This is a genomic window from Parendozoicomonas verongulae, assembly GCF_009711465.1.
GTDB lineage: Bacteria > Pseudomonadota > Gammaproteobacteria > Pseudomonadales > Endozoicomonadaceae > Sansalvadorimonas > Sansalvadorimonas verongulae.
In genome coordinates this window covers 1-24,080 of the sequence record NZ_SMME01000854.1, presented here as the reverse complement: position 1 = coordinate 24,080, position 24,080 = coordinate 1, and the positions used below count along the sequence as shown (strand labels likewise).

At 49.0% G+C, this 24,080-nt stretch carries 16 protein-coding genes, 1 pseudogene and 1 riboswitch; of the genes and pseudogenes, 6 read left to right on the top strand and 11 right to left on the bottom strand.

Annotated features, from left to right (window positions below; all coding sequences use genetic code 11):
* Positions 1–9 precede the first annotated feature (9 nt).
* Both E1189_RS15730 and E1189_RS15725 read right to left on the bottom strand, forming a co-directional pair.
* Complete coding sequence (locus tag E1189_RS15730; protein ID WP_155161298.1) at positions 10–1,590, bottom strand: Na+/H+ antiporter NhaC family protein; 1,581 nt, start codon at positions 1,588–1,590, stop codon at positions 10–12.
* Between the two features lie 116 nt (positions 1,591–1,706).
* Positions 1,707–1,952: riboswitch (Lysine riboswitch) on the bottom strand.
* Positions 1,953–2,049: 97 nt separating this feature from the next.
* Positions 2,050–3,672: a hypothetical protein gene (locus E1189_RS15725; protein ID WP_230460437.1), complete on the bottom strand. Its 1,623-nt coding sequence runs from the start codon at positions 3,670–3,672 to the stop codon at positions 2,050–2,052.
* A gap of 503 nt (positions 3,673–4,175) precedes the next feature.
* Here E1189_RS15725 and cyaY point away from each other — a divergent pair.
* The 3 genes from cyaY to mutL all read left to right on the top strand — a co-directional run bounded on the left by cyaY (position 4,176) and on the right by mutL (position 7,219).
* A complete protein-coding gene (gene cyaY / locus E1189_RS15720) occupies positions 4,176–4,502 on the top strand; it encodes an iron donor protein CyaY (protein WP_155161294.1) in 327 nt (108 codons plus the stop codon).
* A 28-nt stretch (positions 4,503–4,530) separates the two neighbouring features.
* Positions 4,531–5,241 carry a DNA-3-methyladenine glycosylase I gene (locus E1189_RS15715; RefSeq protein WP_155161284.1) on the top strand — a complete coding sequence of 237 codons (711 nt, stop codon included), beginning with the start codon at positions 4,531–4,533 and terminating at the stop codon, positions 5,239–5,241.
* 76 nt (positions 5,242–5,317) lie between these two features.
* Positions 5,318–7,219, top strand: a complete 1,902-nt coding sequence (mutL, locus tag E1189_RS15710) for a DNA mismatch repair endonuclease MutL (RefSeq protein ID WP_155161283.1) — start codon at positions 5,318–5,320, stop codon at positions 7,217–7,219.
* A gap of 15 nt (positions 7,220–7,234) precedes the next feature.
* Here mutL and E1189_RS15705 read toward each other — a convergent pair whose 3' ends face one another.
* Positions 7,235–7,741 carry a lactoylglutathione lyase family protein gene (locus tag E1189_RS15705; protein ID WP_155161282.1) on the bottom strand — a complete coding sequence of 169 codons (507 nt, stop codon included), beginning with the start codon at positions 7,739–7,741 and terminating at the stop codon, positions 7,235–7,237.
* A 125-nt stretch (positions 7,742–7,866) separates the two neighbouring features.
* On the opposite strand from E1189_RS15705, the gene E1189_RS15700 reads away from it, so the two are divergent.
* Positions 7,867–8,748, top strand: coding sequence for a LysR family transcriptional regulator (locus E1189_RS15700; protein ID WP_155161281.1), 882 nt, complete (start codon positions 7,867–7,869; stop codon positions 8,746–8,748).
* Between the two features lie 48 nt (positions 8,749–8,796).
* On the opposite strand, the gene E1189_RS15695 is transcribed toward E1189_RS15700, so the two are convergent.
* Positions 8,797–9,480: an OmpW/AlkL family protein gene (locus E1189_RS15695; protein ID WP_155161280.1), complete on the bottom strand. Its 684-nt coding sequence runs from the start codon at positions 9,478–9,480 to the stop codon at positions 8,797–8,799.
* 244 nt (positions 9,481–9,724) lie between these two features.
* Here E1189_RS15695 and ftnA point away from each other — a divergent pair, with 244 nt between their 5' ends.
* Positions 9,725–10,249, top strand: a complete 525-nt coding sequence (ftnA, locus tag E1189_RS15690; RefSeq protein WP_155161279.1) for a non-heme ferritin — start codon at positions 9,725–9,727, stop codon at positions 10,247–10,249.
* A 55-nt stretch (positions 10,250–10,304) separates the two neighbouring features.
* Here ftnA and E1189_RS15685 read toward each other — a convergent pair whose 3' ends face one another.
* The gene (locus tag E1189_RS15685; protein ID WP_155161278.1) at positions 10,305–10,793 is read right to left on the bottom strand and encodes a glutathione peroxidase; all 489 of its coding nucleotides are present in this window, start codon (positions 10,791–10,793) and stop codon (positions 10,305–10,307) included.
* A gap of 162 nt (positions 10,794–10,955) precedes the next feature.
* Between E1189_RS15685 and mltA the strand changes: the two genes are divergently transcribed.
* Positions 10,956–12,131: a murein transglycosylase A gene (gene mltA / locus E1189_RS15680; RefSeq protein ID WP_155161277.1), complete on the top strand. Its 1,176-nt coding sequence runs from the start codon at positions 10,956–10,958 to the stop codon at positions 12,129–12,131.
* A 110-nt stretch (positions 12,132–12,241) separates the two neighbouring features.
* Here mltA and E1189_RS15675 read toward each other — a convergent pair whose 3' ends face one another.
* The 6 genes and pseudogenes from E1189_RS15675 to E1189_RS25555 all read right to left on the bottom strand — a co-directional run.
* Positions 12,242–21,094 (bottom strand): hypothetical protein, encoded by an 8,853-nt coding sequence (locus E1189_RS15675; RefSeq protein WP_155161276.1) that lies wholly within the window; start codon positions 21,092–21,094, stop codon positions 12,242–12,244.
* 128 nt (positions 21,095–21,222) lie between these two features.
* On the bottom strand, positions 21,223–21,876 hold the full coding sequence (gene elbB, locus E1189_RS15670) for an isoprenoid biosynthesis glyoxalase ElbB (protein WP_155161275.1): 654 nt from the start codon (positions 21,874–21,876) through the stop codon (positions 21,223–21,225).
* Positions 21,877–22,002: 126 nt separating this feature from the next.
* Positions 22,003–22,359: a hypothetical protein gene (locus E1189_RS15665; RefSeq protein WP_155161274.1), complete on the bottom strand. Its 357-nt coding sequence runs from the start codon at positions 22,357–22,359 to the stop codon at positions 22,003–22,005.
* Between the two features lie 2 nt (positions 22,360–22,361).
* Positions 22,362–22,859 (bottom strand): hypothetical protein, encoded by a 498-nt coding sequence (locus E1189_RS23985; RefSeq protein WP_196221472.1) that lies wholly within the window; start codon positions 22,857–22,859, stop codon positions 22,362–22,364.
* The gene (locus E1189_RS15655) at positions 22,856–23,371 is read right to left on the bottom strand and encodes a hypothetical protein (protein WP_155161272.1); all 516 of its coding nucleotides are present in this window, start codon (positions 23,369–23,371) and stop codon (positions 22,856–22,858) included. Before E1189_RS15655 ends, E1189_RS23985 begins: the two co-directional genes overlap by 4 nt.
* A gap of 117 nt (positions 23,372–23,488) precedes the next feature.
* Positions 23,489–23,578, bottom strand: a pseudogene (locus E1189_RS25555) (IS200/IS605 family transposase); the annotation flags it as partial.
* Positions 23,579–24,080: the final 502 nt, after the last annotated feature.

Genomic DNA, 24,080 nt, shown 5'->3' with positions numbered 1-24,080 from the left:
ACTAAGAGATCAGGCATTAACAGGCGTATAAACCTTGGAGCTCTTAGTCGAAGAGATCTTGTAGAACAAAGCGACAACAGCGAGGAAGGCTACAGAGGAAACGCCAAAGCCCAGCGCTACAGACTCGGTAAAGCCAATAGTGGTGTAACCCGCCAGGCAGATCAGTGCCACAGTGGCCGCATAAGGAACCTGAGTGGTGACGTGATCGATATGGTCACAGCCCGCGCCAGTGGACGACAGAATGGTGGTATCAGAAATCGGGGAACTGTGGTCACCGAATACAGAACCTGCCAGCACCGCAGCCAGCGTTGGCAGCAGCAGAGCCATATCGCTCGCAGCCGCCATATCACCAGCGATAGGTAGCATGATGCCAAATGTTCCCCAGCTGGAACCGGTTGCCAGACCCATCACACAGGTCAGCAGGAACATCAGTGCAGGCAGCCACTGGGAACCCAGAGAATCACCGATCAGGCCTGCCAGAAAACGGCCCGTTTCCAGTTCACCAATCACACCGGTCAGAATCCAGGCCAGAACCAGAATGTAAATGGAACCGCTCATGGAGCGTGCGCCATCAACAAAAGCTGTCTTGATCTGGCGGCCAGCAATGCCCTGACGCATCAGCATAGCTACGCAGGTCAAAATGCCAATCACACCACCGAATACCAGAGAAGTGGCGACGTCCGTATTCTTGAAAGCTCCCAGTACACTGAACACTTCACCGTTCGCCTGCAGAACGTGGCCACCGGTGTACATCATCGCCGCCACAGTGGCGATAACCAGCAGGGAAATAGGCAGAGCCAGATCGGCAACCGTACCACGGTTTTCGCCCTTGGCTGTTTCGGTTTCCAGTGGGTTCACGTTGCCCAGCTCACCGCGCATTGCACGTTCGGCATGAGCCTTCATAGGGCCGATGTTTAAGTCCATAGAGGCCACTGCAAATACCATCAGCAGAGTGAACACAGCGTACAGGTTCATGGGAATCATGGATACGAAAGCGGAGATGGCACTGGTATCGGTCAGGCCGTGGGCCACCAGAATGCCGCCGATCAGAGAAATAATGTAAGCACCCCAGCTGGAAATCGGAGTAATCACACAAACCGGTGACGCCGTGGAATCCAGCAGGTAGGCCAGTTTCGCACGAGGTACGTTATTACGATCCGTCAAAGGGCGGCTTACGTTACCTACGGTCAGAGCATTGAAGTAATCATCAATAAAGATGATCAGGCCCAGAATCACAGTGGTGATCTGTGCACCTTTGCCGGTGCGAATCCGGGTACGGGCCCACTCACCAAAAGCTTGCGTACCACCGGCCAGAGTAATGCAACTGGTCATCACACCCAAGCTGAGAGGGAATAACAGAATAAAGACTTTGCCAGTATTCAGGCCGCCGTCTTCCCAGAACACACCGGCAAATGCGTGAGCAAGATATTGAAGAGCGTTAAGCGGGTTAAAACCAGTGAGCAGCAGGGCACCCACAACGGCACCGGCTCCCAGAGAGAGAAGGGTTTTACGTGTCAGCACGGCCAGGCCAATGGCCACGGCCGGCGCCAGAACAGAAAGGGGGGATGTTGCGTAACTCAATAAATCCATACTACTGATCTCTGAAAAATAAGATGATCAGGAGCGCGAAACAAGAAGGGAACTCATACAACATGAAAGGCAGCCACAATAACAGTGGCTGACTGACAACAGCATGGCTTCATTCAAGATTCGGTAGCACTCCACGGTAGTCTGGCTGATATATCACAAAGCCAGACAAGCCCTGATGGCGGATGTATAACTGAAGACAAGATGCGCTTCAGAAACACCGTGACAGTGTGCCGCCTGTTTAACGACACCCCAGCTCTACAGTTTTGACCTGCTGTGAGCTTCGGCAAAACACCCTTTCACTGACTCCCGTTGATGTCGTTTATAAGTCAGTTACTGATGAGTTCTGCGCCTCTACCATTCGAAACCTGTGCCCTAGTATCCACAGGAAATAAGTATTCTCAATCCTTAATTGCTAAAAATACGTGCAATTCGCCTGCTAATAAGCCATTAGCACAGCGCTTACCTCCAGCGCTTTTCATCACCCTGCCAGTGTTCTATATATCCGGACTTGACGACAATTTCGCCGGGGATTGTTACAGGGGAAGCATCAGCCGGTGAAGCGATCAGATGAATTTCCAGCTGGTCTTCATCCGGGCCAGTATATTTGGGAAGATGATCACGATCACACAATATAAGGGAAGGACTCCCGATAAATATCGAGCTGAAATCCTTGAAGGCATAAAGCTTACCATCCTTAATGATATAAGCTTGCAGACGATCGTATTTATCTCCTCCACTGGGAATTGAATTCTGACAGATGGTTAAAGCATTTCCTGAAATATCTTTACTTTGGGCTGACCAGGCCTTTATGCCCTGATTTGCCCGAAATGGGTTTAGAAACAGTTCGAACTCACCATCTTTATCAAAGTGAGAGACGTGCTTCTTCAGTGCTGACACAGAGGTAACAAGTGTTATGTGCCTGGCATTATTTTTGAGTGAGGCTATTGTCAGCTCATGTCTGTGCAGCTGGTTAGCCATACTTAGCTGATTCTCCAGAAGGCGCCTGTATTCGCTTTGAGTTGCTTCCATAGATGCTTTCATTTCCTGAAGTGCACTCACAAGCTGTTCGCTCTTGGCATCTGAGTGGCTTTTCTCAATGTGCTGGCCACGTATTTGTTCAAGCTCAGTGATGAATCTGTAACTCAGTTCAAGTAAGTGCAGGCAAGCCCTATCCGCATCTGTTTTCAGAGCGTTTGCAGACAGATGGCTGTGATGACAGGCGAGGATGGCCTTATCCTGATATTGCTTTATAAAGCCCGGGGCATATTGGCCATAGAACTCTAATCGATGTCTTACTTCATCTTTTAAAAAGTTTTTAGCACCTTTTTCAGTGGAGAATGTTGCTCCGTGCAGCGGAGCCAGCATGACTGGAATAGCATCACCCGCATCTAATCCGGTTGATATTAAAGATGTCTGATGCTCTGCAACATGCTTCAGAGCCTCGTCGGCAGAGGTCATTTCCGTTCTCTTACCCCTCTGCTTGCAGATAGCGCAAGCAAGACTGACAAATGTGCATTGATCAAGGTGTGGCAAAAGTGCGGTGGGTGCTTTCGCCCTTTCACTTTGGGTTTGCCCACCACCAATATAAGTGTTGAGTGCCCCTTCGAATTGGCACCCATGTACTCTGTTAATGCAACGGACACGTATTTCAGAGGCCTTTTTGGCATAGCCATGGCTTTTGTCTGAAGATGTCAGGCTAACGGGACCAGAATGAAGCTCTCCGTGCTCTTCGTGCAGACATTGCACACTCGGCTTGCCTTTCTTGACAGATTCTTCGCAGTTTAAGCACACATAATGATCGCCACTGCATTTTACTTTACGATTAAAAGCAGCGACTACCCCACAGGAGGGGAATGTCTTCTCACTGAGGAGTCCGCGACAGGACATTTGTCTTAAATCTTCAGTGTATTTCCCGCTCTCAACAAGAAAAGGGAAATTTCCTATTTTTCCTCTTGCAATATAAAGTTCATGCCCCTCAAGAATGGTCTGAGGCGAGAGCATATGTTCCTTATCCTGGGCTTCAAAGATGGATGCCGCCATCTTCTTTTCAACGTCGAGTCCGCTTTTACCGAGAGTGCTCATTGTTTTTGTTTTTAACGAATTCTGCTGAGGGCTTGTGTCCGATGCACCCCACAGAGTGAGAGCTCTCTGGGCCATCATTACAGCGTCACCGGGTGAAATTTGCTTTATATGACCACTTTGATCTTTTACAAAAAACGGATGAGGTACTGTTCTGGTTTCAACCTTCGGATGAACTGCAGGGGATTGACTGTGAGGTTTCTGATAGGGAGATACTCCCTGTACTGGTGCCATTGCCATGATAACTGTCCTTAATTGATTATTGGAGGGCCCTCCAAAGGAGAAGGAGCTGCATTATTACTTAAGAGATGACTTATGAAGGTAAGTTCAATGGGGCCAGAGGGGAGTGTTATTTGCCCTGTCTTTGTTGTTAGCGGGGGTAGGCTGAACAACTTCACATAATGGTTATTCGGGCGTGCATTCTGGCGTGACTGCAAGATTTTTTTGGGGATGTTCCCGGCGGAATGTATCATTACCGCTTCCTAAAACGAGCCTGTTTTGTCGCCATGACTGAATTCGAATTCAACGACCAACTTGATGACCTGATGATGGCCATCGAAGATGCTATTGAAGACATTGATACCGATATCGACTATGAAAATGCAGCAGGCATCCTCACCCTGCGCTTTGACAATGGTACCCAGATTATCCTGAGTCGGCAGGGAGCCCTGCGTCAGTTATGGATGGCTGCCCGCTCCGGTGGTTTTCACTTTGACTTTAATGATGAAAGAGAACAGTGGATTTGCGATTCCAACGGTGAAGAATTCGTAAAACTGCTGAACCAGTACGCTTCCGAGCAGGCGGGAGAGCCTGTTACTCTTGAGCTCCAGTAGCTTATCCAGGACCGATTCAGGAACCATCATGTCCGCCACCCCAGCCTATCGCACGATTTATCAGCTAGCGTCCCGCCGTAAGGGCGGGGATGAGAATATTGAGCTGCTGATCAAATCCCATCTTCCCAACCCGGATCTTGCCGAACTGCCGGAGGACCGCTTTCTGGCGGAATTTACCCGCAAGATTTTTCAATCCGGGTTCGTCTGGCGCATTGTGGATAACAAATGGTCCGCTTTTGAAGAACTCTTCTGGGGATTTGACGTGGATAAACTGCTGATGATGCCCGACGACATGCTCGAACGAAAAGCGGCTGATCCAGCTATTATTCGCAACTTGAAAAAGGTCTGGAGCATTCGGGAAAACGCTATGATGATCGCCGATGTGCGGGACAAAGAAGGCAGCTTTGCGGAGTTTATTGCCGACTGGCCAGAAGAGAACATCATCGGGCTGTGGCAGTTCCTGAAAAAGCACGGCACGCGCCTGGGTGGCAACATCGGCCCTTATGCTCTGCGTTTTCTCGGCAAGGACACCTTCCTCCTCAGCCGGGATGTGGAAGCCTTTCTGCGGGAGCGGGAGATTATCGAAGGTGGTCTCACCAGCCAGCGCAGCCTGAAAGCGATTCAGGCCTTTTTCAACGATCTGCAGCAACAAAGCGGCCGCAGTTTGTGCGAACTCAGTCGTTTGATTGCCTTCAGTGCCGGTGAGAATACCGTGGCGGTAGAAACAGAATCCGCCTGATTCCACTTCACAGAAGCCCTAAAAGCCGACACACTGTCCGCTTTCCTATTTTTGTTTCAGGTAACAGTTACACCTTATGCGCAAAATCCAGCTACTCAGCCCCCGCCTTGCTAACCAGATTGCCGCCGGTGAGGTGGTGGAACGCCCGGCCTCCGTGGTGAAAGAGCTGCTGGAAAACAGCATTGATGCGGGTGCAACCCGCATAGATATTGAGGTGGAAAGCGGCGGTGTTCGTCTGATTCGTATTCGGGATAACGGCTCCGGCATCCCCAAAGAAGAGCTGGCACTCTCCCTCTCCCGCCATGCCACCAGCAAAATCAGTGCACTGGAAGATCTGGAAGCTGTAGGCAGCCTGGGCTTTAGGGGTGAAGCACTGGCTTCCATCAGCTCTGTGTCCCGTTTCACTCTCACTTCTAATGTGGAAGGTCAGGAATCCGGCTGGAAAGTGTTTGCGGAAGGCCGGGATATGGAAACCGTTTCCTCCCCTGCGGCACACCCTGTGGGTACAACAGTGGAAATGCGGGACCTGTTTTTCAACACCCCTGCTCGGCGCAAATTTCTGCGCACAGAAAAAACTGAGTTTGGCCATCTGGAAGAAGTGGTTAAGCGACTGGCTCTCAGCCATTACGACATTGCTTTCAGCCTACGCCACAACCAGCGTACTATTCACCAGTTGCGCCCTGCTCACACCAGGGCGGAGAAGGAACGTCGCATCGCCCAGCTTCTCAGCCCTCAGCTGATGGACAATGCGGTAGTGATTGATATGGAATCCACCGAGCTCCGCCTGTGGGGCTGGGTAGGCCTGCCCACCTTTTCACGGGCGCAGGCGGATTTGCAGCACTTTTACGTCAACGGTCGTATTGTGAAAGACCGTTTGATAGCCCATGCCATTCGTCAGGCCTATCGGGACGTGCTTTACCATGGACGACACCCGGTGTTTGTTCTCTATCTGGAGCTTGATCCTGCTTTTGTGGATGTGAACGTACATCCTACCAAGCATGAAATTCGTTTCCGTGATGGCCGCACGGTGCATAATTTCCTGTTCAGCACCCTCAACAAGGCACTGGCCTCTGTACGCCCTGAAGACCAGCTCCCTCCCACAGCCATGGATGCAACACCTGCGCCTGCAGCCAGTGGTGTGCAGGGGGGAGAGTTCGGTTCTCAGGAGCGTATCAACCTTAACCCAACCCCCACTCCAGCGGCATCAGAGCCAGTCAACTATTCAACGGCAGCCTCTGCCGCTCCTGCCTTTAACAAGCCTGCATTTGATAGAGAGCCATCGGCCCAACCTTCCCCCATGGCCGTACGGGACCAGATGAATGTGTATAAGCAGCTCCACGAACCTGCGCCATCATCTGCACCACAACCTTTGCCAGAAAGTGACGATGCCGAAGTGCCGCCACTGGGCTTTGCCGTTGCCCAGCTAAAAGGCATTTATATTCTGTCGGAAAACAGCACAGGTATGGTGCTGGTCGATATGCATGCTGCCCATGAGCGGATCACTTACGAGCGTATGAAAGCCGCATGGCACGGAGCCGGTATTACTACACAGCCGCTTCTGGTACCGGAATCCACAGCCGTGAGCCTGGAGCAGGGCGATGCGGTGGATGAATTTCAGGAAGACATTCAAAAGCTGGGCTTTGGTTTGGAGCGGATGGGGCCAGAGACCGTCGTCGTACGACAGATTCCCGCCTTGCTGCGGGGAGCCGATGTAGCCGATATGGTGCGCAAGCTGCTGGAAGACTTTTCTAAGCATGGCTCCAGCGATCAGGTAAAGGCTCACATTGATGAGATGCTGGGTACAATGGCCTGTCATGGCTCTGTGCGCGCCAATCGCAAACTCACACTTCCAGAAATGAACGCTTTGCTGCGGGATATGGAGCAAACGGAGCGCAGTGGGCAATGCAACCATGGTCGTCCGACATGGACACAACTCTCCATGTCGGAACTGGATAAGCTCTTTATGCGGGGACGTTAGGGTCTGCTGGGGGGGTTAATAAGCACCCGCAGAGTAAGTCAGCTCATAGCTGTGGCTGTAAATCTCTACGATGTTGCCGAATGGATCTTCCATGTAGATCATGCGGTAAGGCTTCTCACCCGGGTAGTAGAAACGAGGAGCCTTCATACGTGCTTTACCGCCCGCTTCAACAATCTTCTCAGCCAGTTCTTCCAGATTCGGGTCCTGTACGCAGTAATGGAATACACCTGTCTTCCAGTACTCGAAATTGTTTTCTGGGTTTTCAGCATTAGCGAACTGGAAGATCTCCACGCCAACCCTGTCACCAGTAGACAGGTGAGCAATCTTAAAGCTGCCCCAGCCCGGTCCGAAAACGTCGTTGCACATTTCGCCGATGGGACTGTCGTCTTCCACAATTTCGGTAGGTTCCATAATCAGGTACCAACCCATCACTTCGGTGTAAAACTTCACCGCAGCTTCCAGATCGGGAACGGAAAGGCCGATATGGCTCATGGTGCGGGGGTAGCGCTTCTCGGTAGACATAAAAACTCCTGACAATTCGTTTGGCTCTCAGACCAGTCAATGCCTCACAGGTTAGCGATCAGCTGTTAAAACATGAAATTATCATTAGTGATATTTTTGATAATATTTTCTTATCATGGCGACTTATGATTAACCTCACATGGCTGCAAACCTTCTGCACACTTATTGAAACCGGCCACTTCACCAGAACCGCAGAAAAGCTGACGATGACCCAGCCCGGCGTAACCCAGCACATCCAGAAACTGGAGCAAAGCCTTAGGCACGCCTTGATTCACAGAGAGGGCAAAAGCTTTCGCCTGACGGAGGCCGGTGAAAAGGTATACAAACAAGGTCTTTTATCTCTTTCACAACTGCGGGAAATGGAAGAATCACTCAATGTCGACAACCCTTTTGTAGGCCGTTGTCGTATTGCCAGCCCCGGCAGCCTTGGCCTGAAGCTCTATCCACAACTGCTCAACTGGCAGCAACAGCACCCCGCCTTGCAAATTGACTTTGAAGTTGCTCCCAACCACAGCATTGAGAAAAACCTTGAAGAACAGAAGTTGGATATCGGCCTGATTACCCGAGCGGTGAAAAGCCCCAGCCTTATTTGTCGCCCTTTAGCGGCTGAACACCTCTGCCTTGTCACATCATCCGATGTCAAAGCCGTAGACTGGCCCACGCTGTTGGAACTGGGTTATATCAACCATCCCGACGGTGCTCATCATGCAACACTGCTGCTGGGCGCCAACTATCGAGAGTTCGCCCGCTTTGACCAGCTCCCCCACCGGGGGTTCTCAAACCAGATTGGTATGATTCTGGAACCAGTGAGCCGTAGCCTCGGGTTTACCGTTCTCCCAGCCCATGCCGTTGCAGCGTTTCCCCATCAGCAAGCTATTTGCAGCCATAAGCTGGATATTCCCGTTTCCGAAACCATCTATCTCGCACAACAGAAGTGGGACATCTTGCCCAAGCGTTTGAATAAGGTGGTTGAGTTAATCACGCAGGAACTGGCCGGTGATCTGTGAGAGTACCTGCGGGCGTGTCAGGTGTACTGCCCGCAGGTTTGCAGGAGCTTAGAACTTCATGCCGAAGCTGACGTTGAACATCCAGGGGTTGATTTTGTAATCCTTTACTTTCACTTTCCGTGTATGCTCATGCTCCGGTTTTACATCAGCCTTTCCTTCAGGCTTTAAATAGAAATAGCGTGCAGATGCATCTACAAACAAGTCATCATCAAGGTTAAAAATGCCACCGACTTGCAAGACGTATCCATAGTCCTTATCAAAATCAATCTTGTCATAGTCCTTATGATCGATCTTAAAACTCTTCATATAGGTGTAGTGAACACCAGCTCCTACATAAGGGCGGAATTCATCTTGTGGCATCATGAAGTAGTATTGCGCTGTTACATGCAACGGCATAATGTCATATTCATATTTTCCTTTGTCTGTGCCAGAAACCTTCTGCTTAACCTTGGCGGGATAGGAAGTGCCACAGTTTATGCCAATCTCATCTGTTGCCATGTACACCAAATCAAAGCTCAAAGTGATAGGGTTTTTATCCTTTTTTAACTTATCTCTATGTAGCTCGTGATTTGCCTCTTCATACCATTTAATGGTGTTCTCATCTGGCACGATATACGCTAATCCAAACTTCCAAGCTAAATCCCCTTCACTCACCCCCGCAGACGCAGGCACAGACATCGCAGCAGCACCGCCTGCAACAGCCAGAGAAACCAGAAACTTCTTACCGAACATTTTACTTTACCTTCGGTTTAAAGCAGCAGAGCAACTCCCTGGCTCCCTGCTTACGATCACGCAATAGCAAGCACATGTAACCCTGCACTCCAACATACGACAGCGTCATAAATACCTTACGTGCTCACACGAGTATTCGTGATGAGGGAGTCTAGTTCGATTTTCGCAAAATACGACATAGGTCAGTGCATCACATTCAGGTCATCTCCACACTACGGGCACAATACAAAAGGAGCGAATAAGAATGTTAAGTGAAAAAATGATCGCCAGCCTGAATGCCCAGATTAACCTGGAGTTTTACTCATCCAACATCTACCTGCAGATGAGTTCCTGGTGTGAGAACCGGGGGCTGGACGGCTGCGCCCGCTTTCTGCGTGCCCATGCCAACGAAGAGATGGAACATATGAACCGCCTGTTCAACTACGTAAACGAAACCGGTGCCATGGCTGTGATTGGTGCGATTCAGGAGCCATCCTGCCACTTTGAAGGCATTGAGGATGTGTTTACTCAGATACTTGACCATGAACGTCTGGTCACCAGTAGAATCAACGACATTGTTGATCTGGCCTTCACCAGCAAAGACTACTCCACCTTCAACTTCCTGCAGTGGTACGTGGCGGAGCAGCATGAAGAAGAGAAGCTGTTTACCTCGATTCTGGATAAGATCAAAATGATTGGCGCAGAAGGTAAAGGCCTGTACTTTATCGATCAGGAAATTGCCGGGCAGATCGGTGTGCACGCGACAAACAGTTCTGAGCTTCCGGTTTAAGAATTCGACACTCAGAAGGCTCTGGATGTCTATCCAGAGCCATTCGGTAAAAAAATTAAGCGGTTTCCGTTAGCAGCTTCGCCATGGGCTTAATCAGCTTTTTGGGGTCATCCTTGGGAGCAAAGCGCCCCACTACATTACCCTCGGCATCCACCAGAAACTTGGTGAAGTTCCACTTGATGCCTTTTGAGCCCAGTAGTCCGGGAGCTTCCTCTTTCAGGTGAGTGAACAGTGGATGAGCATTACTGCCGTTCACTTCAACTTTGCTGAACAGTGGAAAGGTTACGCCGAAATTGATTTCACAGAACTCGCTGATTTCATCCTCAGATCCTGGTTCCTGATGGCCAAACTGATCACAGGGGAAGCCCAGAATCTCCAGTCCCTGACCCTTATATTCCTTGTAGATGCCTTCCAGCCCTTTGTACTGCGGCGTAAAGCCACATTTGCTGGCCGTATTTACAATAATCAGCACCTTGCCGCGATACTGCTCAAGAGAAATAGTTTTGCCCTTGATGGTTTGCACAGGAATGTCGTAAATACTCATGATAGCTCTCTCTTACTCTTGTTTTTCTTTGGTATCCAACACTAACAGGCTCCCCCTTAAAATAGAACGACAGCAGCCCCCTATAGAAAAAAACTCCTATATGCTTTTGAATAGGCCTTTAAGCACCTGGCTGCCACCCATTTCTATTTGTACAGGATAACTATGCACTGGAAAGCATTATCTACCTCCCCCCTGCTTAAGGTGGTCGGTTTGTGTTTCGTATTAAGCGGCTGCAGCTGGCAGCAGATTCAAGATGAGACAGAAGACACCTTCCAACAATCCACCTTCTCCGAACTTGAAGGCTGGAACCAGGAACAGGCAGTCGGCATGCGTACAGCTTTGCTGGAAAGCTGCAAGGTCTATAGCCGTCGCAGCGGCGATGTGTCGGATGATCCTCGTTTTGGCACTTATGCTCAGTGGCACACCATCTGTAAAACACTGCCCACGCTGAATGACGATGCTTTGACCAGTTACTTTGAAGACAACTTCGCTGTTTATCAGGTAGCCCCTTGGGATAAAGGCTTGTTTACCGGTTATTTCACGCCACTACTTCATGGCAGCCGTACAAAATCCGAACGCTATTCTGTGCCTTTATTAAAGGTTCCTTCTGACCTTGTGCGCTTTAATCCCGCAGACTTCGGCCTTGAGAAAATTGATGGTGATCGCCCCAAGCGCATGCTATCTGCCAAAGTTCGTAATGGCTGGATGGTGCCTTATGACAACCGCGAAAACATTAACAAGCGTGCAACTCGGGGAGACTATGATGATGACGTGCTGTTCTGGGTAGACGACAGAGTCGATCGTTTCTTCCTGCAGATTCAAGGTTCCGGTGAAGTGCGTCTGGATACTGGCGAAGATGTACAGGTGCGCATTGCAGGCCGCAACGGCTATGAGTACTTTGCTATCGGCCGTTACATGAAAAGACATGGACTGCTGAAAAAGGTTTCCATGCAAACCATCTATCAGTGGCTGGAGGAACACCCCGAGCGTCTGGACGAAGTGCTTCACACCAATCCGGACTTTATTTTCTTCTCCACTCTTGGCAAGCCCGGCCCTATCGGTGCGCAGGGCACACGTCTGATCCCTGATCATAGCGCGGCTGTGGACGACAGCGTTATCCCTTTAGGTACACCACTTTTTCTCAGCACAACACTCACTCTGAATGAAACGCCATTTTCACGGGCGATGGTGGCACAGGATGTTGGCTCTGCTATTCGAGGCCATGTTCGGGCTGATATTTTCTTTGGTGCGGGTCAGGATGCAGCCTTCAAGGCCGGTGCGCAAAATGCGGGAGGAAAACTGTTCGTCTTGCTACCCAAACAGCCGATTGAAGACTGATAAAAGTGGCCACAATCGTGTAATGACTGCACAATAAAACGGTCCCATAACACAGGTTCAGTCCCCGCCCCCTTGCTTTCACAGAGTGAAAGCAAGGGTTTGGAGCAACTTCAATGCCCCCTTACAGGAACAGCCTCGGTTAATTTGGAAATCTGATGGGACATGCCCTGAATCAAAATCTCTGTCGTTTGCTCTAAGCGACAAAGCATGAATGGTAGCGCTTCAGGGGTTTCCTGATAGTCTGCTTTCAATCTATCCAGTTTATTACACAGAGCCTGTATCTCTTTGAGATTGGCCGTTTCTGCATACCGTTTCATCAGTCCTTCAAAACTTGTAATTTTGCACAACTCTTCAAACCTTGATCTATCAAAGTAGAAGTCCCCTTTTTCCAGTTTCCAAATATTTTGAAGACTGGCGAGGGGGACAAATTTAGGACATACCTCAGAGGAAAGCGTACCTTCTATAACACTGTTTCTGATTTTTTCTCGCATGCCTCTAATGTGCTGGAGATTCACAGCAGATGCCTCACCGGGAGGTGTTTTTATCTCGCTTAGCTGCTTAATAAGGTAATTCAAAACATAGAGCTTGGCTTTATTCGATTGAAAGATGCGGCTGCTGCTATAAACATCTTGAGTCACAGACATCACCTTTTGCTGCAACTGATTCACCAAAAGTGTGTAAAACTTTATCGGACACTCTTGTTTAGATCTAGGAACACCTGAGCACACATATTGCAGATCAGTTTTTTCACCTGAATCACTCAAAGTTCTCAACGCAATAATAAACCGTACTCCCCAGAGCAGATAAGGAGCATTGTTATAAGTGGATTCCAGAGATACGAAATTGGCACGGTGCCCCTGAAGCCCTTTCATCAACGCCTGCATTCCCCAAAATGCCTCGAGAAGGTGTTGAGGAGACTGATATTCTGCATTACAGAGTGTTCGCTCCATGCTCTTCAAGCGGATAACATCGGGCACACATTCAATCATGCTCTTTATTACGTCCAAAAGCGGATTCAGTGCTTTCTTTTTGTTCCGTGTTTTGCTGAGCCTGTTGCATTCACTCTCTGCGAACTTAATAACTTCCGGCCCCAGAGTTTCCGCTTGCTGTAACCTGCTATAAGCATTTTTTGCATCCCATAAAGCCAGATTAGGAAGCAGCTTTTTCTCTACCCTTTTCAGCGCGTCAGCAACTCTTTCATTTGCTGTATCCCGATGGGTTTCAACAAGTTTTACCAGAGCTCTGGATTCAGCCTCAGATAAAGACGACGCCTCATCAGCAAACTTCGACAAGTTTGCACAAGCCTCCTCATCACACCCTTCCTTCAGGGCTGTTTCAAGACTATTCAAAGATGTTGCACGAACTTGTGCTACAGGCACACTCGGCTTTGTAGCCTTTTCCACTCGTTGGGAAACACTCTCCCCTGTTGCCAGGCTACTCGCCTGTTCACCACTATGGATTCTACTGCTTTTGCTGTATTTCTTCTGTGGTGCAGGCCTGCCTTCTGAAGGTGATCCTGACTTTTTCTCTAAAGCCGTCTGTGGGGGACGTGAATACAGGCGTGTCTGCAACTCCTTTATTCGTTCAGGAATAGCGGCCTCCACCTCTGGGTCTGGCTCATTCTGTCGACGACAGCTTTGCATCAATCGACTCCACTCCGTATCAGCACGCCCTTGCTCACCAATCTCTTCATAGAATCTAGCCAGCTGAATCCGCGCCTGATTCCCTATATCAGGTGAAATAGTGATAACTGTTTTAAGAAGCTGCTCCCGCTGTTGGTTGTAACTCTGTTTCTGCCCGGCATAGCCAGGGGCAGAGACAACTGCTTCACATAACTGCAAAATGAGTTCACAAATGTAAGGGCTGTAGTCATGCAAAAGAGCTTTGAACGCGTCGCTCTCTTGAAGCTGCCTCATGTAATCCCATGCTTTACCGATGTCGTGATTTCTCAAGCAAACCTGTGCACGATAGAGCTGCAATGTGCAGTACAAATAATTCCGCTCTGTAATTATGGCTTCTGTTATGCCAATGCCTGGGTTCGCAGCGCGGAATAATTGTAGCTGCTCTTCAATATCGTCGAGTTGGTAAAGCGCTATCTCCTGTGTCGTTGTTTTGTACCTTTCAGCAGACAGCTGTCGGGTTGTCTCTCGAACGTATACCCGAAACTCCAAAGCCTGCAGTACTTTCTCTTTCATATTAGAGAGGGATTCCATCATGACGGACTGCTCATGCGTCAACCCGGAAGGAAGAAGACCCGTTAACTCCTTCACAGCACTCTCAATCTCTGCCAGTTCCCTGCGCGTTTTCTGGTCGTCCACAACAGTCTGACTTATGGTTTTCAGCAGTTTTTTCATCTCTTTGATAGATGCTCCTGCTTTTTCTTCTCCCGCACGTTTAACATTGTCTGCCAGGTATTGTCGCCCGGGATACCCCTCTGGCAGTTTCTTCAATTGTGCAACGCAGTCTCTTAATTGCTCATCAGTTGGAGACTCATCGAGCTGAGACGCTATTGTACAAACTCTTTTGAACTCAACCCCTTTCCACTCTCGTACACGCTCGTGCATTTCTACGTCTGCGTAGGAGAGGCGAGACAGGCCAGCTCTTTCAACCTGTTCCAGCTCCTCTGTCAGTACCAGTTTTTCACTCATATTGGTGGTATTGCACCATTTATCCAGCTTCTGCCGGAAGGCTATGCACTGCCTGGATTCTGCGAACGCTCTTGAGTAATTCGGCAGGTAAATATCAAATGCAACAGCCTTGGTGGACAGACGCTGCAACCAGAACTTGACTCGTTTTAGCAGTATATTTCGCCCATTGTGGTGAATATCTTTCACCCTGCGCAGTCCATCCTCACTGTTCAGCCAGTCTTCACAAGCCTGCAATAGTTTGGGTATCGCAATATCTTCTGGCTGACTTACCTCTATGGTTCTTAAGCAATCTTCCTGTATTTCCTGAAGTGCAGGCTTATAATGCTCCTTCATTCGACCGGCTATAACTTCCACTGTATTTAACACAACCAATGCACTGTCTTTCTGACCTGTCAGCGTTCTGCAGTAGGAAAGAAAGAGATCGCCGTGCCTGGGAGACATCTGCTTAACCTTATCCGACAATGTCTGAACAACATCCAGACGAATATCCCTATCCAGTTCCAGAAGCTCTTTTAAATCTGTCCGCAAAAAGAGAGCCGTTAAAGCGGCTTTTCTACACGCGTCCCGCCCTTTAGACTCCCGATAAATCTCCACAAGTAGCGATGTTTTCAGCTCTGACAGGCTCTGGGATTTTCTTTCGCCACACCGCTGAAGTCTTGCCAGGCGTTGCTGTTTATTCGTTTCTTTGGCTGTAAATTTCACAAACGCAGGCAGAATTTCTTCTGGAATAGCGTCGATATAACTTATGGGATCGGGAACCCCTTCGCAGTCAACTTCTGCCTTCATAAGAAGAGATTTCAAGCGTTCCGGAGGAAAAGCCTGCGTACTCAATGTAGAAATAATAAGCTCTGCCAGAATCCTATCGCGTAAATCACCATTAAGATGAGGAGCAAGAAGGGTTTCACACACATTCCGGGCATCCTTACCTTGCTCTATCTGTACACAGGACAACGCTACGCGGGCTTTAGCATCCAGCATATCTAAAGGAAGTTCTTGAGCGATACTATCCAGCCACGTCAACCACGGGGTATCCCCCTCGGCAGCTGCATCGTTTATAGCCTGCACCAAAAGAGTGGCATCAATCCTGATAGGCGGCGTCAGTGCAAGAGCCCTTCCGTAAACCTCTTTGATGAGAGTTTTATCTAACGAGTGTTGCTTTATAAGTGTTATAAGCTCATGAGTCACACGATTGGATGCAGAGCGGCTGTCAACATTATGGAACAGCCACTCACAGGCCAGATCTTCGTTCCCAGAAGCCCGGTAGAAGTGATACATATCCATTGCCGTCTTCTCCACATGGGCGACGGGGTGATCTGCAAGCCCCCCATAAACCCTTCGCGTATTGAGAATATCGGCCATTTGTGCAGTAAACGCTTTACACCTTTCGAATGACTGACACCGTTCAACAGCAGCCAGAATATTGTCCTGCCCAATGTTATTCAGGGCTTTCGCATTGGTTTGGTGAACAAACGACACCAGCTGGGAAAGAGCATCAACAAAAACAATCGGTGTTTGACCTGAAATATCACAAATACCCTGATTAACAGCACTGATACAGGGCGGCGTAACTGCGTCTGCAGTATACTCCACACCCTGCTTCTGCAACTGTGCTGTGAGCATATGAATCCACTCCCAAACAATAGGCCTTTGGGTACAGGCATCATTGAGTGCCCGCACCAATAGTGGCCCACTTTTATCTTCAGCTTTCATTAACCAGTGCAAAGCCGTAGTACGATCAGCTGCCAGCTGCAGATCACACCGTTGAGCGATGTCATAACAGTATTCGGAGCTCAGCACCTGAGGTTGATATTGATACAGTAGATCCAGAGCCTGTCTCTTTGTTTGAGCTTCGCTTCCCTCAGCGCTCATAAGCTCCTGCTTGAGCTGTTCTGCATAGGCCGATGACCACTGACTTAGAAGCTTACCGGCAGGCATTTGCCATAGCGCGTCTGGTGTACAGAGCGGGTGGAACGTGCATATCAGCTTCTCCATAATGCTTACACTGGGAGGAGTTGCCTGCCTCTCTGACAACAATGTCTGAACTTGCTGCTTCAATATTTCCCGGCGCAGATAATCACTCACCAGAGCGAGGTCGGGATCCACCTGAATAAAGTGGCGCACGGACGGATCCAGATTTTTCTGCAAGGACGATGTGAGACTCGACACATCCAAAACATCAGCGGGGGCCGGGTATAGCATATTAAGAGCCAGTAATCGGTATAAAGCCTGTGCAGATTGGCTGGTGCACATCTCTTTCAGGGCCATACAGCATTCAGGATTATGTTGACCCTGATACCAGCGAATCCAGGCTTTTACTGCAGCGGTTTCAGGATGGCTCTGCAACCAGGGTTCGTCGACCACAGCCATTGCCTCATCAAACTGACCTTTTTTAATCAGCTTCATAGCATGCTGACACAACGCAGGTTCAAAGCTGACCTCTTCCGCTTTGTCCATCAGCTTTTTACCCGCTTTACTTCGCGGATCACTTTGCAGTTTCAGCCCTGCTGCAAGGTATACCGCCTCCGGGTCAAAGGATGGACACTCCGAAGCTGTCAGAAAGTGAGCAAGTGCCGCCTTTTTATTTCCAGCATTCATATCGAGAACACCAAGACAGGTATTGGAGCAGGTGAAATCCCTCCTACTCAAACCATCCAGCCACTCTCGCAGTTCTTTATCTGACAATACCTGATGTCTGGTAAACACATGAATCTGACATACCAGCAATGTCATAGCATCATGGTCAAAATCAGGATCTTTTTTCAGCGCTCTGGTGATGGCCTTACAACAATCACCTGCACGCCCTTGTACCAGAGCGTGAAAAGCATGAGCCATACTTACACGATAGGATTCAATAGCCGTTTTAAAAGGTACATGGGCATATTCGGTATGCTTAAAGAAGCCACTGAGCTGCAGGACATAAAGATACAGCAGAGTGTCCTCACCTCGCTCTTCACACTTCAGTACTCTCATAGTTTGATGGAATAACTGACTGTCCATGGGGATCGGCGGTTTTTTCAACTGCTGGATCATGTGATCAGAGCGATGAGCCTCAGGCAGCATCATAGGTTTGCTCGACTGTGGTATCGGGATATCCTTTAACAGGGTCCACAGCCGATAGGGCGATACGGCAAATAAATGTTCATTGCCAACAAACAAAGACTGAAACAGCAGCGGAAGCACCGCGTGGGACCCCATGGCCATCGCACGACGCTGCAGCATCTTGTGCCGGGCAATCATTTGAATGCGCACTGGGTCTTCAACGGCCTCTGTACGCACCTCTGGATTTACCTCCAGAAGATAGACTGTAAGCAAGTTAGCAAACCCGACGGGGTTTCCCTGATATGCAAGATGTTCGGCATATTTCAGGAACTCCTCAAAGTGTTCCGGTTTACTACACCGCTCTACATCCCAGGTATTCTGGTGGTACTGGCGCATATCAAGCTCTAACTTCCAGGCTCGTACCAGATCAGAATCAGGAGCCTTGTATATAAAGTCCAGTGCTTTATCAATGTGCGCCCTTTCCCAACAATAAACGGCAGCAGGGTAATAACTCTCCTTACAGGCAAACCGTTCTGCCGCGAGTTCAAGGAAGTCCCCGGCTTCTGCCAAACGCTTTAAGTAGTGACAGGTCATGCCTAATGTATAAAAGAATTTCCCCAACAGATCCTTTTGGTCAGGCTGCAGCTCCCACTCTCTGCCCTCTTCTAAAGTGCGGGCTGCAAGCTCAGACAGTTTGCTGTAATGTTTTTGAAGAACAGCAGCTGACGTTTTTTCAGTAATAGTCAGATCGTGAACATAGCTGGTGATTTCACCAAGCAGCTTCTCTCGTCGGCACTCCTCGGTATCTGACTCCAGCACCTGTGCAGGTTGTACAATGGATTCCACCCACTCCTCTTTGGGACGAGTTAAAACCAGTTCTCCAGGCTTGTAGGTACCGTAGAAATCATCACTACATTTAGAGTGATACTCATTACAGACTACCCGCCTCAGGTGATATATCTCGTTATGGCAACCTGAACGCTTTAATCGTTTCTCAAGCTCTGTTGCAATTTTACTATCCCCAGTTAGCCAGAAGGCGCGATACAAGCAGGCCGTTGCCATATTGTCATCATTGCAATATTGAGCCCACTGACTCAATACCTGACCAACGCGAGACGCCGCCGGGTCGGTGCGCAGTAAACGACAGTCCACTTCGCTGGCATAACACCCAAAGTGACGAATCAGCATTTGTTTGTCATCATCATCCTTTGTGTCATTGAGGTCGAGATAACGATAACAACTGTTAATATCACGGGTTATCAGCCTTAAGGGTGGTTGACTGCCCCTGCCACAGGCGTTTCTCAATAACTGCACTTCCGGAATGATTTGCAGGGTCGGACTCGATAAATACTTTAATGCTGCATGTTTTTCATCACGTTCCAGCGCACGCTTTGCCAGCAGGATACACGCAGGGGGATAGTCACCCTTTGCCAGAGATTCCAGAGTATCGAATGATACCAGCCCCAGAGTGTCTTCGAGTATGAAACGACGGAAAATTTCTTCTTCACTGTTCCAGCAACAGCGAATCTCACTATGGCGAGGCATATGGTCAAGAGCTTTTCGCAGATGTCCCCGACTCTCCCAATATTGGCTGAAACTTACATTCCGATGGTTGAGGCGATGTTTGGTTCTAGGAACATCCTCCTCTGCCATTTTTGTGTAGGCCAGCTCGGCACGATAAAGGGCTGTTATGTTGTCTGCTCTACCCTGTTGTCTCGCCCGTGCAGTTAGTTCTGCTGCCTCCGGATGCCCTTCTGCCCAATTTCGGTCCAAAACCCGAATAGCCTGTTCGTAACTGTGCTCATCATCTTTAAAGAAGCCCATACAGCACGCAGCCCAGTGCGACGCCAACTCGTCGTTGACGTTATCTGTCAGCCATTGCAGGCCAACTTTGCTCTGCTTACTGCATCCTATATTGCAGGCTCTCATAATACTGACCAGCAGTTTTCCGGCACTGATCTTGTCACAACTTTGAAAGCGGTTAGCCAGCAGAGCTTCATCACCACTCATGACACAGCGACTGTTAGCGAAACTGGCTGAACCTTCACTGGGAATGTTCAGGCTTTGAAGAACCGGATGCTCCGAAATAGCTGGACAGGCTGCACGTCGTTCCAGTGCCTGCTTTGCTCTTAGCAGAAACTCAAGAGCGTAGGCGCTTTGGCTCTTACTTTTGCGCTCATCTTCGGACACAAGAAAACGACCATGGTACATGAAGTAACTACTGAGGCATGCAGCACTGTCCATCCGGAAGCCCGTTACCAAATAACTGTGAGCTTCCTTCTCATTGATTGGAAAGCCTCTGTATCCTATTCTTGCGCTTTCTGCCAACAGAGCAAGAGCTGCTGGCTCCCCCAGCTCTGCAGCCAACAGCAAGTCGCGTTTTATGGCTTCCTGCTCCTTACGAGCTAAGGGTTTTTTGATATCGTCATTTAATTCGTTGAGTGCACAATATACAATGCACAGAGCCAGCCAGGGAGAAGACTGACTCAAGCCCTGATTATAAGCTTTGCGGAAATGCTCAGTAGCCCCAGCCCAATCCTTTTGGCTAAAGCAGGCCAACCCTTTCCAGTGAAGAGTCCAGTTATGATTACTGTCGGGAAGCGTGCTAAAGCTCGTCGTCAGATCCGAAGGCTGGGCTATCGAAATGGTTTCCAGAAAAACGCACTCATCATTTTTTTTCAGGTTAGCAAGATGCCCGGCCAGTTTGTCGCTGCTCAGAAGTTTGAGTAGCCTGCGGCCTTTGTTTTGCAAGTCTGCCAGACTCACTGTCTTCTGCCAGAGAAGCTGCTGACTAACATCGTTAAATCGCTTTAGCTCGGCAATTATTTCATCTTTATCGGGTAACTTTTCCGCCAGCAACATGGCCTGCAAACGCAGGTAGGCCACTTCACTTTGCTGAGAAAGTGGAAACTGTTCAATATCGGCAGCCGAATACGCTTTTAGTGTTTCAACTACCTGAGCGTATCTCTTTTTCTGAAGGTGATGACTGGCTTCCTGAAATTTCTGCAGAGGGGTGAGTGTAACTGACTCAGCTGTTTTTGGACGTGAGAGCGTTGATGTATCAGTCAGGTCAGCTGTTCTGACATCTCGTGCTGTAGCTGACTTTTGCCCGGGACCTTCATCTGTTGGCAAAGCGGATGCTGTAGCAGTTTTCACCGCAGGGGTCGTAGAAGGCACTGCTGTTGCAACAGCCTTTTCGGCGCCTTGTGTTTTGGAGTCTGAATCTTGCTTAGATTGATAACGCCCTTTTAAAAGATTTAAACCTGCATATGCCATAGCTTGCGTCCTGCCTGAGTATTGGAATACTAATCAGACAGGAGAAATCTGCATTTTATGCGGTGTACCCATATTTTGTTATAAATACTGGACTCTCATGTTAATCGTGAGAGTTTCTGATGCGAACATCAGCTCATCTCCAGTACAGAGTCCACCAGCCGGAAAATGCCTGTTGATGCCTCACTGATACTGCCAGCCATCATATAAGCAGGAGTCGTCACCAGTTTATTGCCCTTGTCGACAACTACCTCATGAGCCGACGCACTCTTATGAACAGCCCCCGTGGCTTCCAGCGCAGATGCGGTATCAGGATCGTTACCAATCGTACACTGCACACCGTCACCAAACAGCTTTGCAGACATCACCGGCGCAATACACATCAGCCCTACAGGCTTCTCTGACCCTTTGAAATCCTGCACCGCAGCCTGAACGTCTTCCCGAACGGCCACATCTTTGCCTTTGAAGGCAAAGTCACACAGGTTTTTAGCAGCTCCAAAGCCACCGGGAATAATCAGCCCGTCAAAATCATCAGCCTGAAGCTTGGTAAGGGGCTTGATCTCACCACGGGCCAGACGGGCGGCTTCTTCCAGCATATTACGGGATTCGGCAGTTTCTTCACCGGAAAGATGATTCACCACATGGTGCTGATTATCATCCGGTGCAAAGCACTGGTAGCTGGCGCCGTTCTGGTCAATCCTGAGCAACGTGAGTACAGATTCGTAGATTTCAGAGCCGTCATAGACACCACAGCCCGAAAGGATCACAGCTATTTTTTTATTCATTGCTTTCTCCTGACCTCAGAAAGTGTGAAACACAGGCACACATTCCGCTCCAGTGTATAAGTACCCGGACGCATGTAAAGAGTTATAAAAAAATGAGGGCTGGCGAAAGCAGCCCCAGGGTAGGGTTTAGTGCATTAACTCTATGAGCCGCGCCTTAACAGCCTTCAGCAATGCCGCCCGATTAGCGGGGTCGAGGCCTTTATCACTGTTGTAACGTTTTTCCAGCTCATCCAGGGTTTCTTTGTCCTGAGCTTCACGGATAATGCCGTGCTCCTGTATGGTCACAAATGCCTGATCCAGCCCAGGATCCGCTACCCCACGCTCGGAAAGTTTCTTTCCTTCCAGCGGTGTTCCACCTTTGAGATAGGAGTGCCCCTGCACTTCTTTGATAGCAGTTTTCTTATGATTTTCTCCCACCAAAACTGCTTTGATACTCTCAAATAAAGTAGGCTTTGATTCTTCCCCAGCTTTTATATTACCCATGTTTACCTCGCAGTCCCTGCATTTTTCAGTGCTGTGGCTAGGTTCCGGCCATGATCAACAATCTGAGCTTCATATCTTCCATCAAATGATATTTTCTCTTTAAAAACATCCATATAATGCTGATCGACAGCTTCACCCAATATGAGTTGATCGTCCAATCGTCTTTCAAAGCTTAGAAACCAATCCGGCATTGTTTCAACTGACAAGCTGGCTCTCACCTCAGTTCTTTCGGCTACAGCGACAGCAGCAATGCTTTTCATAGTCTCATTCTGCCTGCGCAGCCCGCTCAGACCCTCGACCGATTTGAATAGCAACTCACTGCCTCTGGATGTATCACCAGCCTTTATCAGGTCGTCAGCCTGCTTAATAATTCGCAAATGATCCTGCACTTGTTTATGGTGGATTTTCTGAGCCTTATAGAAACTCTTCGCCAGACTCTTGCGCTTATTAACGAACTTTTCAAAGTCTTTTTGTTGATTTTTCAGTGCCTTGGGCGTCATTTGATGAACAGGATTCTGTTCCTCGCCAATGCCGGAAACTGTAGTCGTCGAGCTAGAGATTGAGGATAACGAGTCGTTGAGGCTTCTTGCAGATCCAGCGATGGTAGAGCCACATAGGTTATCTTCTGGTAATTTCTCATGGGTGGTGGCCGTTGCCAGTCACCAGCCCGGGATACAGGCGACTTCTTCTGCTGGAGTGAAGCTCTCCCAAAGTACTGGGTATGGGGGTTCACGGGTGCACTTTGGGAGGCATCGCTTTGCCAGAAGTTCTGCGAGCTGTAACTGGAGTAGCCCGGTTGATCTGTTGCTATCACGACAGTCTGACGGGTATGAAGCTGGGCATTGGGAAATCCAGTGGGTAAAGGCGGCCATTGTTGTTGCGGAGGGTGGCTGACAAAAACTGAAAAGCCCCCATACTGGCTCTGGCCAATATGAATAGTGCTGGCAAAGCCGCTTTGGTTAAATCCCTGAACACCTTGAAGGCCACCACTGCCATTACCGGAATGAATCATCAGCCCCGACCATTATGAAAATATATGCCTGTCAAAGGTTATCGGCCGTTCTGGGTCAACTTCACAGGGCCAGAGAAGAGTTAAATGACTTCCGGCAGAACCAGAGGCTTATTTGGGGACGCCCTCATCAAGTCCGACCGTCGACATAAAATATCCCTTTGCCCAGAAGCTTTCCCCTGTAAAGTTCCTTTGTCTTCCCTTGAAATTCTTAGAAATAAGTACCCGGACCATTGCTTTCGCATAATGGTGGCGAGTGAATTTTTTCGCTCTTCAAGGAACAACGTCGGGAGCGTAGCCCGCAACGTGACCAGAGCTGTGACGCAGCAAGGGCGGAAAAAGACGCCGCCAGATTATGCGAAAGCAATGGTCCGGGTACTTAAGGATGGCTGACTTCCCCTTGAGCTGGACACCGAGGAATACTGATGATGCACATATAAATATGATCCAGCGTCTGGTATGAGTTACACCTCAATACTTCTTGGCGGAAGCATCAAGGTAGAACCTGTGCGAGTTCCCCGACATAGCCGGGGGGGTATCAATATTTAATTAAATACGCGGGACTTTCTGCCATGAAGACCTATCTTTTGCACTTTGATTAGGGTCTAAGCAGGCAGTGGGAAATGCAATTGCTTTTATTAACTGACAGTCACCATACCCACCTTCATTTATTTTATCTACCGGTAAATAATGCTGATGAACAGCATTTCTA